Genomic DNA, 16,204 nt, shown 5'->3' with positions numbered 1-16,204 from the left:
TACGTTGACAGCAACCGCGGACGGCCGGCTCGACCCTGAGTACGATTCCGAGCCGGTCGCGGTGGGCGACCGCCCCCCGACCCTGCTGGGCACGGGGCGCTGGCAGCCCGAGGACACCGACCGGCTCCGGCCGGCCGGTGAGGCGGAACTCCGGCCCGCCGACGCGCGCGAGGCCCTGGCGCGCGCCACCACCCACCTGCTCTCGCTGCAGTCCTCCGAGGGCTGGTGGAAAGGCGACCTGGAGACCAACGTCACCATGGACGCCGAGGACTTACTGCTCCGCCAGTTCCTGGGCATCAGGACCGAGGAGCAGACCCGGGCCACCGCCGAGTGGATCCGCTCACAGCAGCGGGAGGACGGCACCTGGGCCACCTTCCACGGCGGGCCGCCCGAGCTGTCCACCACCGTCGAGGCGTACGTCGCCCTCAAGCTCGCCGGCGACGACCCGGACGCCCCGCACATGCTGGCTGCCGCCCGCTACGTCCGCTCCGCCGGGGGCATCGCGGCCGCCCGGGTGTTCACCCGGATCTGGCTCGCGCTCTTCGGCTGGTGGCCCTGGGAGCGGCTGCCGGAGATGCCGCCCGAGATCATCTTCCTGCCCAAGTGGCTGCCGCTGAACATCTACGCCTTCGGTTGCTGGGCCCGCCAGACCATCGTCCCGCTGACCGTCGTCTCGGCCCACCGCCCGGTCCGTCCGGCCCCCTTCGCGCTCACCGAGCTGCACACCGACCCGGACCACCCGTACCCCGACCGGCCGCTCGCCCCCGCCACCAGCTGGGACGGCATGTTCGAGCGCCTCGACAAGGCGCTGCACGCCTACCACCGCCGGGCCTTCCGGCCGCTGCGCCGACTCGCCGTCTCCCAGGCCTGCCGCTGGATCGTCGAGCGGCAGGAGGCCGACGGCTGCTGGGGCGGCATCCAGCCCCCGGCCGTCTACTCGCTGATCGCCCTGCACCTGGAGGGCTACGAGCTGGAGCACCCGGTGGTGAAGGCCGGGCTCTCCTCCTTCGACCGCTTCACCGTGCACACCGAGGACGGCATGCGCTGGATGGAGGCCTGCCAGTCCCCGGTCTGGGACACCTGCCTGGCCACCATCGCGCTGGTCGACGCCGGGGTGCCGGCCGACCACCCGGCGCTGGTCTCCGCCGTCGACTGGATGCTCGGCGAGGAGATCCGCAAGCGCGGCGACTGGTCCGTCCAACGGCCCGGGCTGCCGGCCGGCGGCTGGGCCTTCGAGTTCGAGAACGACACCTACCCCGACATCGACGACACCGCCGAGGTGGTGCTCGCGCTGCGCCGGGTCGCCCACCCCGACCCGGCCAAGGTCGACGCCGCGATGGACCGGGGCGTGCTCTGGAACCTCGGCATGCAGTCCAAGAACGGCGCCTGGGGCGCCTTCGACGTCGACAACACCAGCGTGCTGCCCAACAAGCTGCCGTTCTGCGATTTCGGCGAGGTGGTCGACCCGCCGTCCGCGGACGTCACCGCCCACGTGGTGGAGATGCTCGCCGAGACCGGCCGGGCCCGGGACCCGCGGACCCGGCGGGGCATCGAGTGGCTGCTGCGCAACCAGGAGGCGGACGGCTCCTGGTTCGGCCGCTGGGGCACCAACTACATCTACGGCACCGGCTCGGTGCTGCCCGCCCTGGTGGCGGCCGGCGTCCCGGACGAGCACCCGGCGATCCGTCGGGCGGTGCGCTGGCTGGAGGACCGGCAGAACGCCGACGGCGGCTGGGGCGAGGACATGCGCTCCTACGACGACCCGGTGCGCTGGGCCGGGCGGGGCGACTCCACCGCCTCGCAGACCGCGTGGGCACTGATGGCGCTGCTCGCGGCCGGCGAGGGCCCGGACGGCCGGGCCAACCCGGCGGTGGAACGCGGCGTGGACTGGCTGGTGCGCACCCAGCTGCCCGAAGGCACCTGGGACGAGCCGCAGTTCACCGGCACCGGCTTCCCGTGGGACTTCTCCATCAACTACCACCTGTACCGGCTGGTCTTCCCGGTCACCGCGCTCGGCCGTTACCTCAACGGCGCCCCGGGCCGGGCGAAGCCGAGCGGTACCCCGGCGATCGGGGCGGCGCGGTGACCACCGCCCCCTTGCTGGTGCTCTGCGCGCTGGGCCCCGAGGTGTGGGCGCTGCGCGGCGGTGACTGGCGCGGCGCCGCCGGTGGGCCGCCGGTGCTGGTGCGCACAGGGGTCGGCCGGCGGCGGGCCGGGCTGGCCGTCCGACGGCTGCTCAACTCCGCCCCGGCCGGCTACGGCGCGGTCGTGGTGGCCGGCTTCGGCGCCGCCGTCGGCCCGGGCGTGGCGCCGGGCGACGTGGTCGCCGCCGACGGCGTGCGCGATGCCGAGGGCCACCTGTACCCGGTCGACTCCGGGCCGGAGCTGGCCCGGGCGCTCAAGGAGTACGGCCTGACCGCCCACACCGGGGTGCACCACACCGCCGACCACGTGGTGCGCGGCATCGAGCGGCGCGCCCTGCACCTGCAGGGCGCGCTCGCCGTCGACATGGAGGCCGCCGCCGTCCTGGCCGCTCTGCGGGAGGTGCGCCCGGCGTTGCCCGTCGCCGTTCTGCGGGTGGTGGTGGACACCCCCGAGCGCGAGCTGCTGCGGCCCGGCACCCTCCCGGCCGGGGTGCGCGCCTGGCGGACCCTGCGGGCGACGGTACCCGCCCTGGTCGACTGGTACCGACGGGAATCCGGGACCGGCTCCGCAGACCTGAACCACCCCACATCCTCGACGCTCCCCCAGGAGGCGAGCTAGCCATGGCCATGCCGTTGCGCCAGACCGTGCGGGTCGGCACCTACCTGATGCAGCAGAAGCTGCTCAAGCGACGGGACAAGTTCCCGCTGATCGTCGAGCTGGAACCGCTGTTCGCGTGCAACCTCGCCTGTGAGGGCTGCGGCAAGATCCAGCACCCGGCCGGCGTGCTCAAGCAGCGGATGCCCGTCGCGCAGGCGGTCGGCGCGGTCCTGGAGTCGGGTGCCCCGATGGTCTCGATCGCCGGCGGCGAGCCGCTGATGCACCCGCAGATCGACGAGATCGTGCGGCAACTGGTCGGGCACCGCAAATACGTCTTCCTCTGCACCAACGCGCTGCTGCTACGCAAGAAGATCGACAAGTTCAAGCCCTCGCCGTACTTCACCTTCGCGGTGCACATCGACGGCCTGCGCGAGCGGCACGACGAGTCGGTGGCCAAGGAGGGTACCTTCGACGAGGCGGTGGCCGCGATCAAGGAGGCCAAGCGGCGCGGGTTCCGGGTCACCACCAACAGCACTTTCTTCAACACCGACACCCCGCAGACCGTCATCGACGTCCTCGACTACCTCAACGACGAGTTGAAGGTGGACGAGATGATGATCTCCCCGGCCTACGCCTACGAGAAGGCGCCCGACCAGGAGCACTTCCTCGGCGTCGAGCAGACCCGGGAGCTCTTCCGCAAGGCCTTCGCCGGCGGCAACCGCAAGCGCTGGCGCCTCAACCACAGCCCGCTCTTCCTGGACTTCCTGGAGGGTAAGGCCGACTTCGAGTGCACCCCCTGGGGCATTCCCAACTACTCGCTGTTCGGCTGGCAGCGGCCCTGCTACCTGATGGCCGACGGATACGTGCCGACGTACCGCGAACTGGTCGAGAAGACCGACTGGAGCAAGTACGGCCGCGGCAAGGACCCGCGCTGCGAGAACTGCATGGCCCACTGCGGCTACGAGCCGACCGCCGTCCTCGCGACCATGGGCTCGCTCCAGCAGTCGCTGCGAGCCATCACCGAGACCGTCAGCGCCAACCGCGGGCACTGAGCCCGGTTGAGCTCCCGTCCGGCCCGGGCCGCGGTGCCCGGGCCGACCCCGCCCTTCCCTTGGGGGCGGAGGCACCACCGCACCACTTCGAGTCGTGAGGTGTACCCATGTCACTGCTCTCCCGCGTCACATCCCCGGCCGAGCTGCGCAAGCTCCCCGCATCGGAACTCCCGCTGCTCGCCGAGGAGATCCGCGACTTCCTGATCGACGCCGTCACCCGCACCGGCGGCCACCTCGGGCCCAACCTCGGCGTGGTGGAGCTGACCATCGCGCTGCACCGGGTCTTCGACTCGCCGTACGACCGGATCGTCTTCGACACCGGGCACCAGAGCTACGTCCACAAGCTGCTCACCGGCCGCCAGGACTTCTCGGAACTGCGGACGAAGGGCGGGCTGTCCGGCTACCCCTCGCGCGCCGAGTCCGAACACGACCTGGTCGAGAACTCGCACGCCTCCACCGCGCTCTCCTACGCCGACGGACTCGCCAAGGCCGCCGGGCTGCTCGGCCAGCACGACCGGCACACCGTCGCGGTGATCGGCGACGGCGCGCTCACCGGCGGGCTCGCCTGGGAGGCGCTCAACAACATCGCCGAGGCCCGCGACCGGCCGCTGGTCATCGTCGTCAACGACAACGAGCGCTCCTACGCCAAGACCATCGGCGGCCTGGCCAACCACCTGGCCACCCTGCGCACCACCCAGGGCTACGAACGCTTCCTCGCTCTCGGCAAGGAGGCGCTGCAGCGCACCCCGCTGGTCGGTCAGCCGATCTTCGACGCGCTGCACGGCGCCAAGAAGGGGTTCAAGGACGCCTTCGCTCCGCAGGGCATGTTCGAGGACCTCGGGCTCAAGTACCTCGGACCGATCGACGGCCACGACCTGGGCGCGGTCGAACAAGCGCTGCGCCAGGCCAGGAACTTCGGCGGCCCGGTCATCGTGCACTGCCTGACCGTCAAGGGGCGTGGCTACCTGCCCGCCGAGCAGGACGAGGCCGACCGCTTCCACGCCGTCAACCCGATCGACCCGTACACCTGCCTGCCGATCTCGCCCAGCGCCGGGGTCTCCTGGACCTCCGTGTTCGGGGAGGAGCTGGTCGAGCTCGGCGCCGAGCGGCCCGACCTGGTGGCGATCACCGCCGCGATGCTCCAGCCGGTCGGGCTGGGGCCGTTCGCCAAGGCGTACCCGGACCGGACCTTCGACGTCGGGATCGCCGAGCAGCACGCCGTCACCAGCGCGGCCGGCCTGGCCATCGGCGGGCTGCACCCGGTGGTCGCGGTGTACGCGACCTTCCTCAACCGGGCCTTCGACCAGGTGCTGATGGACGTCGCCCTGCACCGGCTCGGCGTCACCTTCGTGCTCGACCGCTCCGGGGTGACCGGGCCGGACGGCGCCTCACACAACGGCATGTGGGACATGTCGATCCTCCAGGTCGTCCCCGGCCTGCGGCTGGCCGCGCCGCGCGACGCCGATCAGCTGCGCGCCCAGCTGCGCGAGGCCGTCGAGGTCGAGGACGCGCCCACCGTGGTCCGCTTCCCCAAGGGGAACGTCGGGCCCGCCGTCGCGGCGATCGAGCGGATCGGCGGGACGGACGTGCTGCTGCGCACCGGCGCGGAGCCGGAGATCCTGCTGATCGCGGTCGGCACCACCGCCTCCGCCTGCCTGGATGCCGCCCGGCTGCTGCTCGCCGAGGGCTTCACCGCGACCGTGGTCGACCCGCGTTGGGTCAAGCCGGTCGACCCGGCGCTGCCCGAACTCGCGGCCGCCCACCGGCTGGTGGTCACGGTCGAGGACAACGGCCGTACCGGAGGCGTCGGTTCGGCCGTCTCCCAGACGTTGCGCGACGCCGACGTGGACGTCCCGGTGCGGGTGCTCGGCCTGCCGCAGGAGTTCCTCGGCCACGCCGCGCGCGGGGAGATCCTGGAGGAGACCGGCCTGACCGGGACCGGGGTCGCCGCACAGACCGCCGTCTTCGCCAAGAACCTGCTACCGACCCGAGGAGCGAACCCGCGCCATGCCGGCTGACCCAGACCGCCCCGCCTTCGACCTCGCCGCCCTCGTCGCCGAACGAGGCGCCGAGCGCTACGAGTTGCACAGCCGCTACCTCAACCCGCAGCTGCCGCGGATGCTCCACACCATCGGCTTCGACAAGTACTACGACCGCGCCAAGGGCCAGTACTTCTACGACGCCGAGGGCAACGAGTACCTCGACATGCTGGCCGGCTTCGGCATCTTCGCGCTCGGCCGCCACCACCCGGTGGTGCGCTCGGCGATCCAGCAGGTGATGGACCTGGACCTGCCGGACCTGGTCCGCTTCGACTGCTCGCCGTTGCCCGGGCTGCTGGCCGAGCGGCTGCTGTCGTACGCGCCCGGGCTGGACCGGGTGTTCTTCGGCAACAGCGGCACCGAGGCGGTGGAGACCGCGCTCAAGTTCGCCCGGTACGCCACCGGGCGCAAGCGGGTCCTCTATGCCGACCACGCCTTCCACGGGCTGACCACCGGATCGCTCTCGGTCAACGGGGAGAGCGGCTTCCGCAAGGGCTTCGACCCGCTGCTGCCGGACACCGCCATCCCGCTCGGCGACATCGGCGCGCTGGCCAAGGAACTGAAGCGGGGCGACGTCGCGGCGCTGATCGTCGAACCGATCCAGGGCAAGGGCGTCCAGGCGCCGCCCCCCGGCTGGCTGCGCGCGGCGCAGGCGCTGCTGCACGAGCACAGGGCGCTGCTGATCTGCGACGAGGTGCAGACCGGGATCGGCCGCACCGGCGAGTTCTTCGCCTACCAGAGCGAGGAGGGCGTGCTGCCCGACCTGGTCTGCGCGGCCAAGGCGCTCTCCGGCGGGTACGTGCCGGTCGGGGCGACGCTCGGCAAGAGCTGGATCTTCGAGAAGGTGTACTCCTCGATGGACCGGGTGCTGGTGCACTCGGCCAGCTTCGGGTCCAATGCCCAGGCCATGGCGGCGGGGCTGGCGACCCTGGAGGTGATGCGCGACGAGAAGGTGGTGGACAACGCCCGACAGGTCGGCGACCGGTTCCGTGAGCGGCTGGCCGCGCTGGTCGACAAGTACGAGCTGCTCGCCGAGGTCCGCGGCCGCGGGCTGATGATCGGCATCGAGTTCGGCCGGCCCAGGTCGCTGAAGCTGCGCACCGGTTGGACGGCGCTGCAGGCGGCGCGCAAGGGGCTCTTCGCGCAGATGGTGGTCGTGCCGCTGCTGCAGCGGCACCGGATTCTGACCCAGGTGTCCGGTGACCATCTGGAAGTGATCAAGCTGATTCCGCCGCTGATCATCACCGATCAGGATGTGGATCGGTTCGTCGATGCGTTCACCGAGATCATGGACGAGGCCCACCGGGGGAACGGCCTGATGTGGGACTTCGGACGGACGCTGGTGAAGCAGGCGGTCGGCAACCGCTGACGGTCGGCCCTGGAACCGGGGAGCGGGAAGTCGGCCGGGCCGACTTCCCACTCCGTGGGAGACACCGCGTCAGAGCTCGGTCCGGCGGCGCCGGATGACCACCACGAGATCGACGGCGGCGAACACGGTGAGCAGGCCGAGGGCTACCGCGAAGCCGGTGAGGGTGCCCCGGCTGGGGGCGCCGTCGACGGGGGAGACGGCCGCCCAGACGGCGAAGCCCGCGGTGGCCAGCGCGAACAGCGGGGTGAAGGTGAGCGAGAGCAGGTACCGGAGCTTGAGGTCGCTGCGGGCGGTGGCCGGCTCGGTGCCGCTGCGCCACCGTCGCGGGGTGGTGGTGCCCATGGCCGATCACCTCCGAGCCACGCGGGTGGGGGCTACGATTCCAGCGTACGTCCGAGGGGCGAGCCGGGGGAGGCGCGATGACGGGGTCGGACACCGCGGGGGCGGGTGCGATGGGGGAGGACGCCGAGGGGTACGCGGGGCTGCGGATCGAGCGGGCCCGGGAGCTGGCCCGGAGGCACGGCTGGGCCTCGGTCCGGGTACTGGAGCCGGAGCAGATGATCACCATGGAGTACCGGCAGGGGCGGCTCAACCTCTTGGCGCGGGACGGTGTGGTCGAGCGCAGCTGGGAGGGGTAGCACTGCCGCCCGGCAGGGCGCGGGCCGGGCTCAGCGTGCGAACCGGCGGTGCAGACGCTGCTCGGCGCCGGCGACCAGCGGTTCCAGCAGCGGCAGCGAGAGCAGCACCAGCAGTCCGGCGGCCCAGCCGGCCAGGACGTCGGTGACCCAGTGGGTGCCCAGGTAGACCGTGGTCAGGCCGATCGAGCAGGCGGTGGCGGCGGCGATCACCGCGCCGGTGCGCCGCCAGCGGACCGCGAGGTAGGCGAGCACGCCCCAGGTGACCACGGCGTTGGCGGTGTGGCCGGAGGGGAAGATGGTGCCGCCGGAGAACAACTCGGGTGAGCCGACGTACTGGGCGTAGTGCGGGCCGAGCCGGCCGGTGACGATCTTGACCGCGCCGACCGTGATGTTGAGCAGCAGCAGCGCGATGCTCATGACCAACAGTGGGCGCAGCCGGCCGAGGCGGTGGGCGCGCCAGGCGAGCCAGACGAAGGCGGCGATCGCGCTGGGCCCGCGCTGCCCGGCGACCACCCAGGTGGCGAGCAGTGGTTCCAGGCTGGGCCACCGGTCGTAGGGGCGGAGCAGGCGGACCGACCAGTCGAGGTCGACCAGGGCGGTGTTGAGCAGCACACCGGCCAGCACCAGCAGGTAGACGCCGCAGGTGGCGGCAAGCAGGGCGGCTCGGCGGCGGCTCATCGGGGGCCAGCCGACCTCGCCGCCGTGGGGGGTGGCGGGCGCGGGGGCGCGGGTGGGACTCCGGAGGTCCCGGGGGTCGGCGGTGCGGCGTTCCGGCTCCTGTCGCGGAATGCGGGCGGGGGTACTTCTGGATTGCACGGGGGTGACCTTACCCATCCGGCCGGGGCCATTCCGGAGGGAATTGTCATTTTCCCGGGAAATCGACAATTGAGTCGCCCCCGAGGCGGCCCGGGGAGTGATTTCCAGTATTCTGGAGTCGAATACCAGTGTGGTCTTCGAATGATTATGCAAAAGCCCCGGTAAAGAAAACGGAGTGGGATGCCGGTCCGGCCGGCCTCCCACTCCGTGGTCACCCTGTGTAGGTCCGGTGCTCAGTCGAGGGGGCCGCCCGCCACGTAGATCACCTGTCCGGAGACGAAGCCGGCGCCCTCGCTGGCGAGGAACGAGATGGCGTGGGCGACGTCCTCGGGCTCACCGACCCGTTGGACCGGGATCTGAGAGGCCGCAGCCTGCTTGAAGTCTTCGAAGTCCATGCCGACCCGAGCCGCGGTGGCCGCCGTCATGTCCGTGGCGATGAAACCGGGGGCGACCGCGTTGGCGGTGATGCCGAACTTGCCCAGCTCGATGGCCAAAGTCTTGGTGAAGCCCTGCAGGCCGGCCTTGGCGGCGGAGTAGTTGGCCTGGCCGCGGTTGCCCTGGGCCGACGAGGAGGACAGGTTGACGATGCGGCCGAATCCGGCGTCGACCATGTGCTTCTGCACCGCGCGGGTCATCAGGAAGGCGCCGCGCAGGTGGACGTTCATGACCGTGTCCCAGTCGGACTCGGACATCTTGAAGAGGAGGTTGTCGCGGAGTACGCCGGCGTTGTTGACCAGCACGACCGGTGCGCCGAGCTCGGCGACCACGCGGTCGACGGCGGCCTGGACCTGCTCGGCGTCGGAGACGTCGGCGCCGACGGCCAGTGCCCGGCCGCCCGCGGCGGTGATCCGGTCGACGGTGTCCTTGCCGGTGGCCTCGTCCAGGTCCAGCACGGCGACCGCGTAGCCGTCGGCGGCCAGCCGGAGGGCGGTGGCGGCGCCCAGGCCGCGGGCGGCGCCGGTGACGACGGCGACCCGGGGGGCGGTGCTCTGCTCGGTCATGCTCGCTCTCGTCTCTCTCGGGGATGCCTCCGGGGGAGTGCCCCCGGAGAGGGTGTCCACACCCTACCGGCGGGTAGGGGAGGCGGCCAGGGTAGAGAGACGCAGGTGACGGTCGGTAAGGACCGGCCGGTCGGCTTTCTGCTGAGAACGGGTTACCGCAAGGGCTCGGCGGCGCGTAAATATGCCAATGTTGCCGAACCTGCGTCTACTATCCGCCCCTGCCTGCCAGCGAGGGCCCGCCGTTTGTATAGTGTCCGCCAGCAGCCACCGGCTGCACGGCTGGAGCGCCCTCCCTCATAGCTGGACGCCCACTCGCCGTTACTGCCCCACCCGGGTGTCCCACACACACCGGGTGTGACATCGGGACGGATACATGGTGCTGGGGGAGATCCCGACAACCCGCGTGTCCGCGCGACTGCAGCAGTCGCCCGGACACCTGATTCGCGTTGCGCAGCAGGTTCACACCCGGCTGTGGTCCGAGCACGTCGGAGCCGATCTCACGGCTCCGCAGTTCGCGGTCCTGCTGGTGCTCGCCCTGGAACCGGGCGCGGACCAGCGCACGGTGGGCGAGCGCGCCTCGCTCGACAAGGCCACGATGGCGGAGATGGTCGCGCGGCTGGTCCGCCGCGGCCTCGTGCTGCGAAGGCGCGACCCGGCCGACGGCCGGCGCAAGCTGCTCGCGCTGTCGCAGAGCGGCGCCCAGGCGGTGCGCGAGGCCACCGGTGGTGTGGTCCGCGTGCAACGGGTGCTGTTCGAGCCGCTCACTCCGGACGAGCAGATCGAGATCGTCCGGGTGATGGCCAAGATAGCCAGGCTGGAGCCCGCCGCGGTCGCCGTCTTCACGGACGCGCGGCCGATACTGGACGCCCAGCGGGCGATCGGCTACCTGATCAGGGTCGGCCAGCAGGTACACACCAAGCTCTGGTCGGAGCACGTCGGCGCGGAGCTGACGGCCCCGCAGTACGCCGTGCTGGACGCGCTGGAGCTGGAGCCGGGCGCGGACCAGCGCACGGTCGGCGAGCTGGCCTCGCTGGACAAGGCCACGATGGCCGAGATGGTCAGCCGACTGGTGCGCCGCGGTCTGGTGCAGCGTCGGCGCGACCCCTCGGACGGCCGCCGCAACCTGCTCTCGCTCTCACCGGCGGGCCAGGACCTGCTGCACCGCTCGGCCGCCGGGGTGGCCGAGGTTCAGCGGCTGCTTCTCGCATCGCTGGCGGAGGAGGAGCACGAGGCCGCGCTCACACTCATCGCCAAGGCCGCCAGGCTCTAGGCAAAGCCTCTGCAACTCCAGCCAAAACGATTCGCCAACACACCGAAGATCCGTGGCTTTCCGTGTGGTGAATCACGGCACGCCGAAGCGCCGCCCGTCCCTGGCCGGGGCGGGCGGTTCTTCGACATGACTGGCTGTCAGCCAGTGATCGCCCTAACGGGGGCGCGGCGCCGTGGGTGCCGCCGCCCCCGGGCAGGCGTCAGTTCCAGTCGAACCCCTGCGGGTCCGGACCGATCCGCTTGCCGGTGGCCACGGCGGCGATCGCCGCGAGGTCCTCGGCGTCCAGCTCGAAGCCGGTGACGTCCAGGTTCTCCCGGATGCGGGACGGGGTGACCGACTTCGGGATGGCGATCACGCCGCTCTGCAGGTGCCAGCGCAGTACCACCTGGGCGACCGTGCGGCCGTGCTTCTCGGCGATCTTCACCAGCGCCGGCTCGGCCAGCAGCTCACCGCCCTGGCCCAGCGGGCTCCACGCCTCGGTGGCGATGCCGTGCTGGGCGTGGAAGGCGCGCAGCTCCTCCTGCGGGAAGTACGGGTGCAGCTCGACCTGGTTCAGCACCGGGACGATCGAGGCCTCGTCCAGCACCCGCGTCAGCTGCTCGGTGCCGAAGTTGGAGACGCCGATCGACTTGACCCGGCCGTCCGCCTTCAGCTGCTCCAGGGCCTTCCAGACGTTCAGGTAGCTGCCGTGCATCGGGCGCGGCCAGTGGATCAGGTACAGGTCGATGTAGTCGAGGCCGAGCTTGGCCAGCGAGGCGTCGAACTCGCGCAGCACCGCGTCCCGGCCCTGCTCGCCGGACCAGTCACGGGTGCCCGAGTTCCACAGCTTGGTGGTGATGTAGAGGTCCTCGCGGGCGACGCCGCCCGCCAGGGCCTCGGCGATCGCCGCACCGGTGCCGGCCTCGTTCTCGTAGATCGCCGCGGTGTCGATGGAGCGGTAGCCCGCCTCGATCGCGGTGCGGACGGCGGCGGTGGCCTCGCTGTCCGGGACCTGCCACACGCCGAAGCCGAGCTGCGGGATGGTAGCGCCGTCGTTCAGGGTGACGCTGGGGATGTTGCTCACGGGAAGGGGTGCCCTCCTGGTCGTCCGCTGGTTCCAGTGGGGGCAACTGGTGCCCCGACACGATTGTTCCCGCCGTCCGGGCGAATCTTTGGCGAAGCTTTACGACGGCGTGGCGCACTTCTCGGGCCGTCGGCGGGGGCCCGCGGCCGTCCGGGGTGGGGCACCGGGGCCGAGGCGGCGAAAAACCTGTTGCGTGGATCACATCGGGCTTGGCAGGCTCGCTGGCATGACCTCCTGAGACCCGGGCCCTTCGTGCCCAACCCTCGTCCGTCCGGCCCCTCCCTCCGGACGTGTGGACGTTGCCGCGCCGCTGTGCCGCGCGTCCTTCGCCCATCCCGTCGTGTCCGTGCCCGTGGGCCCTCACGGCCCTCCGTACGTGCTCGCACCCTCGTACCTCCGCACCTTCCGTATCGGAGTGTCATGCCGCTCACCCCCCTGCCGTTGGCCGACCCCGGCAGTCCCGACCTGTCCTCACCCCTGGCCTTCCTGCGCTGGCTGCAACGCGCCCAGCGGCGCGGGCAGGTGCGAGCCACCTGCTGGGCGCTGGTGGAGATGGGCGCCCAGGCCGCGCTGCCGATACCGCTCGGCCACGGCGTGCAGGCCGCCGTCGACGGCGACGCCGCCGGGATCTGGCAGGCCGGTGCGCTCGCGCTGCTGCTGGCCGCGACCGCCTCGCTCGGCACCGTGCTGCTGCACCGGCAGGCGGTCTGGAACTGGATCCACGCCGCCTGCCACGTACGGCAGTTGGTCGCCGGGCAGGCCTCCCACCTGGGAGCCGGGCTGTCCCGGCGGATCGCCACCGGCGAGGTGGTCGCGGTCGGCAGCGGGGACGTCGAGCGGATCGGCTGGTACGTCGAGCTGGTCGCCCGGGTCCGGGCCGCGATGATCGTCTGGCTGGCCGTCAGCTCGGTGGTGCTGGTGGTCGAACCGGTGCTCGGGATCGGGGTGCTGCTCGGCGTTCCGGTGCTGGCCGCCTCGGTCTGGCCGCTGATCGGGCCGTTCGAGCGGCGCTACGAGAAGCAGCGCGTGCTCGGCGGCAAGGCCACCGAGCTGGCCGCCGACACGGTGGCCGGGCTGCGGGTGCTGCGTGGCATCGGCGGCGAGGAGCTGTTCCTGGAGCGGTACCGGGCGGCCTCCCAGAAGGTCCGGGCGGCCGCGGTGCGCTCGGCCCGGGTCTGGTCGCTGATGCAGGCCCAACAGGTCCTGCTGCCAGGACTGTTCGTGGTCGGGGTGACCTGGTACGGCGCCAGGTTGGCGGCCTCCGGTGAGCTCGCCGTCGGCACCCTGATCGCGGTGTACGGCGCGACCGCCTTCCTGGCCGCGCCGCTGCGGATCCTCGGTGAGGCGGCGCACGCCTGGAGCGTCGCCCGGGTCTCCGCCGGGCGGGCCGTGCGGGTGCTCTCGCTCAGCCGGACCAGTGGAGCGGCCGAGGCCGCGCTGGCCAGGCCCGGCAAGTCCGACCTGCACGACCCGGCGACCGGGTTGACCGCCCGGGCCGGCGAGCTGACCGCGGTGGTCTGCGGGGACCCGGACTTCGCCGGGGCGCTCGCCGAGCGGCTCGGCGGGCACGTCCCGCTGGCCGAGGGCGAGGAGCCGCTTCCCTACGTCCGGCTCGGCGGCACCGAGCTGGACGCGGTGCCGCTGGCCGAGGCCCGGGCGGCGGTGCTGGTCCACGACAAGGAGCCGGTGCTGCTCTCCGGCACCCTGGCCGAGCTGTTGGACATCCCGTCCTCGGGCCGGGTCCCAGCGGCCGAGGCGCTGGCCGCGGCCCGCTGCGAGGACGTGCTGGAGGCGCTGGCGGACGGCTCGCCGGACTGCGGGGGCGACGCGATGCTCGCCCGCGTCACCGAGCGCGGGCGCTCGCTCTCCGGCGGCCAGCGCCAGCGGCTGGCCCTGGCCCGCGCGCTGCTGGCGGACCCACCGGTCCTGGTGCTGGACGAGCCGACCAGCGCGGTGGACGCCCACACCGAGTCCCGGATCGCCACCGGGCTGCGGGGCGCCCGGGCGGGGCGCACCACCGTGGTGTTCGCGACCAGCCCGCTGCTGCTCGACCAGGCGGACCGGGTGGTGCTGTTGCAAGGCGGCAGGGCGGTCGCGGCCGGGCGGCACTGCGAGCTGATGCGCACCGAGCCGGCGTACCGGGCCGTGGTCACCCGGGACGAGGAGAGCGCCCCGGTCCCGCCCCGAGCCGAAGGGCGCGCCGGTGCCGGGAGTGAGGAGCGACAAGCGACCGACGAAGGAAGGAGCGCCGGAGCGAAGAGCGTCGGCACCGGACCGGAAGCGCCCGGAGACGAGCGGGCGGGTCACGGAGTCGATGTGACCGCCCACGTCAACTGTCCGGTGCCGCACGTGAGGAGTACGTCATGAAGCCCCCCGTCCATCAGGAGCAGGGGCCGGCCACCACCCTGCCGGTCGGCTCCCCGGCCGCCGTGCGCGGGTACCTGCGGTTGCTCGCGGAGCGGCACCGGGGCGGGTTCGCCGGGGTGGTGGCGCTGCACTCGGTGGCCACCCTGGCCGGACTGGTCGGGCCCTGGGTGCTCGGCAGCCTGGTCGAGTCGCTGGCCACCGGCACGGCCGGGGCCACCATCGCGGTGGCGGTCGGCTGGTACCTGCTGGCGCTGGTGGTGCAGTCCGCGTTCACCGGCTGGTCGCGGATGCGCGGCGCCGTCCTGGGCGAACGCGTCCTGGCCGACCTGCGGGAGGACTTCCTGGTCCGTTCGGTCGCGCTGCCCACCGGCGTGCTGGAGCGGGCCGGCACCGGGGACCTGGTCTCCCGGGGCACCACCGACATCGACAGGCTGGACAAGTCGGTGCGCGAGGCGGCGCCCGAACTCGCCGTCGCCGTCGTGTCGTTGCTGCTGGTGCTCGGCGCCCTGCTGGCCACCTCGCCGTTGCTCGCGCTGACCTCGCTGGTCGGACTGCCGCTGCTGCTGGTCAGCTCCCGCTGGTACTTCCGGCGTGCGCCGCAGTCCTACCGCAACGAGTCGGCCGGATACGCCGCGGTGAGCAACGTGCTGGCCGAGACGGTGGACGCCGGGCGGACGGTCGAGGCGCTGCGGCTGGGCGAGCAGCGGGTCCGGCTGACCGACCGAAAGCTGCGCGAGTGGCTGGCCTGGGAGCGGTACACCCTGTGGCTGCGCTCGGTCTGGTTCCCGACCATCGACGCGGTCTACACCTCGGCAGTGCTGGCCACCCTGGTGGTCGGCGGGCTGTTCACCCTCAAGGGCTGGCTCACCGTCGGTCAGTTGACGACCGGCGTGCTGTACGCGCAGATGCTCACCGGCCCGGTGGACCTGATCCTGCGCTGGTACGACGAGCTGCAGATTGGTCAGGCCTCGCTGGCCCGGCTGGTCGGCGTGCACGAGGTGCCGGAGCACGAGGGGGACGAGTCCGTCCAGCCGGACGGCCGGCGGGTCGAGGCCCGGGACGTCCGCTTCGGCTATCGCGAGGGCGCCGACGTCCTGCACGGGATCAGCCTGGACGTCGCCCCGGGCAGCCGGGTCGCGCTGGTCGGTCCGTCCGGGGCGGGCAAGTCCACCCTCGGGCGGCTGCTGGCCGGGATCTACGCGCCCGGCCGGGGCAGTGTCACCCTGGGCGGGGCGGCGCTGTCCCGGATGCCGGCCGAGCGGGTGCGCGCCCAGGTCGCTCTGGTCAACCAGGAGCACCACGTGTTCGTCGGCACCCTGCGGGACAACCTGCGGCTGGCCGCGCCCCAGGCGGACGACACCGAACTGCGGGCCGCGCTGGACGCGGTGGACGCCGGGGCCTGGGTGGACGTCCTGTCGGAGGGGCTGGACACCGAGGTCGGCTCCGGAGGCACCTCGCTGACCCCGCCGCAGGCCCAGCAACTGGCCCTGGCTCGGCTGGTGTTGGCCGATCCGCACACCCTGGTGCTGGATGAGGCCACCTCGCTGCTGGACCCGCGGGCCGCCAGGCACCTGGAGCGTTCGCTCTCCCGGGTACTGGAGGGGCGGACGGTCATCGCCATCGCCCACCGGCTGCACACCGCGCACGACGCGGACGTGATCGCGGTGGTCGAGGGTGGTCGGATCAGCGAGTACGGCAGCCACCCGGAACTGGTCGCCGCCGGCGGCCCGTACGCGGCGCTCTGGCGCTCCTGGAGGGACGAGCGATAGCGGTCGGAGGAGTCGACGCCCCAGGAGATCGGTAAACCCGCACGGGGTCGGGTTGCCCCGTGCGGGTTACTCCCGGAC

13 protein-coding genes are annotated in these 16,204 nt (G+C 72.4%); 9 read left to right on the top strand and 4 right to left on the bottom strand.

The window, feature by feature from the left end:
• Window positions 1-4 precede the first annotated feature (4 nt).
• The 5 genes from shc (at window position 5) to ABZW30_RS10065 (ending at window position 7,202) form a co-directional block, all read left to right on the top strand.
• Complete coding sequence (gene shc, locus ABZW30_RS10085; RefSeq protein ID WP_355670573.1) at window positions 5-2,086, top strand: squalene--hopene cyclase; 2,082 nt, start codon at window positions 5-7, stop codon at window positions 2,084-2,086.
• Window positions 2,083-2,763, top strand: a complete 681-nt coding sequence (locus tag ABZW30_RS10080) for a 1-hydroxy-2-methyl-2-butenyl 4-diphosphate reductase (protein WP_355670572.1) — start codon at window positions 2,083-2,085, stop codon at window positions 2,761-2,763. The genes shc and ABZW30_RS10080 overlap by 4 nt, the downstream gene beginning before the upstream one ends.
• 2 nt (window positions 2,764-2,765) lie before the next feature.
• A complete protein-coding gene (gene hpnH, locus ABZW30_RS10075; RefSeq protein WP_355670571.1) occupies window positions 2,766-3,794 on the top strand; it encodes an adenosyl-hopene transferase HpnH in 1,029 nt (342 codons plus the stop codon).
• Between the two features lie 107 nt (window positions 3,795-3,901).
• Window positions 3,902-5,812 carry a 1-deoxy-D-xylulose-5-phosphate synthase gene (dxs, locus tag ABZW30_RS10070; protein WP_355670570.1) on the top strand — a complete coding sequence of 637 codons (1,911 nt, stop codon included), beginning with the start codon at window positions 3,902-3,904 and terminating at the stop codon, window positions 5,810-5,812.
• Entirely contained in the window at window positions 5,802-7,202 is a 1,401-nt protein-coding gene (locus ABZW30_RS10065; protein WP_355670569.1) for an aspartate aminotransferase family protein, read from the top strand. The genes dxs and ABZW30_RS10065 overlap by 11 nt, the downstream gene beginning before the upstream one ends.
• Window positions 7,203-7,271: 69 nt before the next feature.
• Here the strand turns inward: ABZW30_RS10065 and ABZW30_RS10060 are convergent, their stop codons facing one another.
• The gene (locus tag ABZW30_RS10060; protein ID WP_355670568.1) at window positions 7,272-7,544 is read right to left on the bottom strand and encodes a DUF6343 family protein; all 273 of its coding nucleotides are present in this window, start codon (window positions 7,542-7,544) and stop codon (window positions 7,272-7,274) included.
• Window positions 7,545-7,621: 77 nt separating this feature from the next.
• On the opposite strand from ABZW30_RS10060, the gene ABZW30_RS10055 reads away from it, so the two are divergent.
• Entirely contained in the window at window positions 7,622-7,840 is a 219-nt protein-coding gene (locus tag ABZW30_RS10055) for an I78 family peptidase inhibitor (protein WP_355670567.1), read from the top strand.
• 30 nt (window positions 7,841-7,870) lie between these two features.
• Here the strand turns inward: ABZW30_RS10055 and ABZW30_RS10050 are convergent, their stop codons facing one another.
• Entirely contained in the window at window positions 7,871-8,656 is a 786-nt protein-coding gene (locus tag ABZW30_RS10050) for a phosphatase PAP2 family protein (protein ID WP_355670566.1), read from the bottom strand.
• A 233-nt stretch (window positions 8,657-8,889) separates the two neighbouring features.
• Entirely contained in the window at window positions 8,890-9,657 is a 768-nt protein-coding gene (gene fabG, locus ABZW30_RS10045) for a 3-oxoacyl-ACP reductase FabG (RefSeq protein ID WP_355670565.1), read from the bottom strand.
• 403 nt (window positions 9,658-10,060) lie between these two features.
• Here fabG and ABZW30_RS10040 point away from each other — a divergent pair, with 403 nt between their 5' ends.
• The gene (locus tag ABZW30_RS10040; protein ID WP_355670564.1) at window positions 10,061-10,927 is read left to right on the top strand and encodes a MarR family winged helix-turn-helix transcriptional regulator; all 867 of its coding nucleotides are present in this window, start codon (window positions 10,061-10,063) and stop codon (window positions 10,925-10,927) included.
• A gap of 199 nt (window positions 10,928-11,126) precedes the next feature.
• Here the strand turns inward: ABZW30_RS10040 and ABZW30_RS10035 are convergent, their stop codons facing one another.
• The gene (locus ABZW30_RS10035; protein WP_355670563.1) at window positions 11,127-11,990 is read right to left on the bottom strand and encodes an aldo/keto reductase; all 864 of its coding nucleotides are present in this window, start codon (window positions 11,988-11,990) and stop codon (window positions 11,127-11,129) included.
• Between the two features lie 420 nt (window positions 11,991-12,410).
• On the opposite strand from ABZW30_RS10035, the gene ABZW30_RS10030 reads away from it, so the two are divergent.
• Both ABZW30_RS10030 and ABZW30_RS10025 read left to right on the top strand, forming a co-directional pair.
• Window positions 12,411-14,357: an ABC transporter ATP-binding protein gene (locus tag ABZW30_RS10030; protein WP_355670562.1), complete on the top strand. Its 1,947-nt coding sequence runs from the start codon at window positions 12,411-12,413 to the stop codon at window positions 14,355-14,357.
• Complete coding sequence (locus tag ABZW30_RS10025; protein ID WP_355670561.1) at window positions 14,354-16,126, top strand: ABC transporter ATP-binding protein; 1,773 nt, start codon at window positions 14,354-14,356, stop codon at window positions 16,124-16,126. Before ABZW30_RS10030 ends, ABZW30_RS10025 begins: the two co-directional genes overlap by 4 nt.
• The last annotated feature ends 78 nt before the right edge of the window (window positions 16,127-16,204 follow it).

The sequence above is a fragment of the Kitasatospora sp. NPDC004669 genome (genome assembly GCF_040609455.1).
In the GTDB taxonomy this organism is placed as follows: domain Bacteria; phylum Actinomycetota; class Actinomycetes; order Streptomycetales; family Streptomycetaceae; genus Kitasatospora.
Note: the sequence above shows the minus strand (reverse complement) of the source record. Positions and strands in the feature narration are given on the sequence as shown.

Coding starts and splice junctions, on each gene's coding strand:
- ABZW30_RS10060 (WP_355670568.1), bottom strand. CDS start 7,544: ATGGGCACCACCACCCCGCGACGGTGGCGCAGCGGCACCGAGCCGGCC.
- hpnH (WP_355670571.1), top strand. CDS start 2,766: ATGGCCATGCCGTTGCGCCAGACCGTGCGGGTCGGCACCTACCTGATG.
- ABZW30_RS10025 (WP_355670561.1), top strand. CDS start 14,354: ATGAAGCCCCCCGTCCATCAGGAGCAGGGGCCGGCCACCACCCTGCCG.
- fabG (WP_355670565.1), bottom strand. CDS start 9,657: ATGACCGAGCAGAGCACCGCCCCCCGGGTCGCCGTCGTCACCGGCGCC.
- dxs (WP_355670570.1), top strand. CDS start 3,902: ATGTCACTGCTCTCCCGCGTCACATCCCCGGCCGAGCTGCGCAAGCTC.
- ABZW30_RS10055 (WP_355670567.1), top strand. CDS start 7,622: ATGACGGGGTCGGACACCGCGGGGGCGGGTGCGATGGGGGAGGACGCC.
- ABZW30_RS10065 (WP_355670569.1), top strand. CDS start 5,802: ATGCCGGCTGACCCAGACCGCCCCGCCTTCGACCTCGCCGCCCTCGTC.
- ABZW30_RS10030 (WP_355670562.1), top strand. CDS start 12,411: ATGCCGCTCACCCCCCTGCCGTTGGCCGACCCCGGCAGTCCCGACCTG.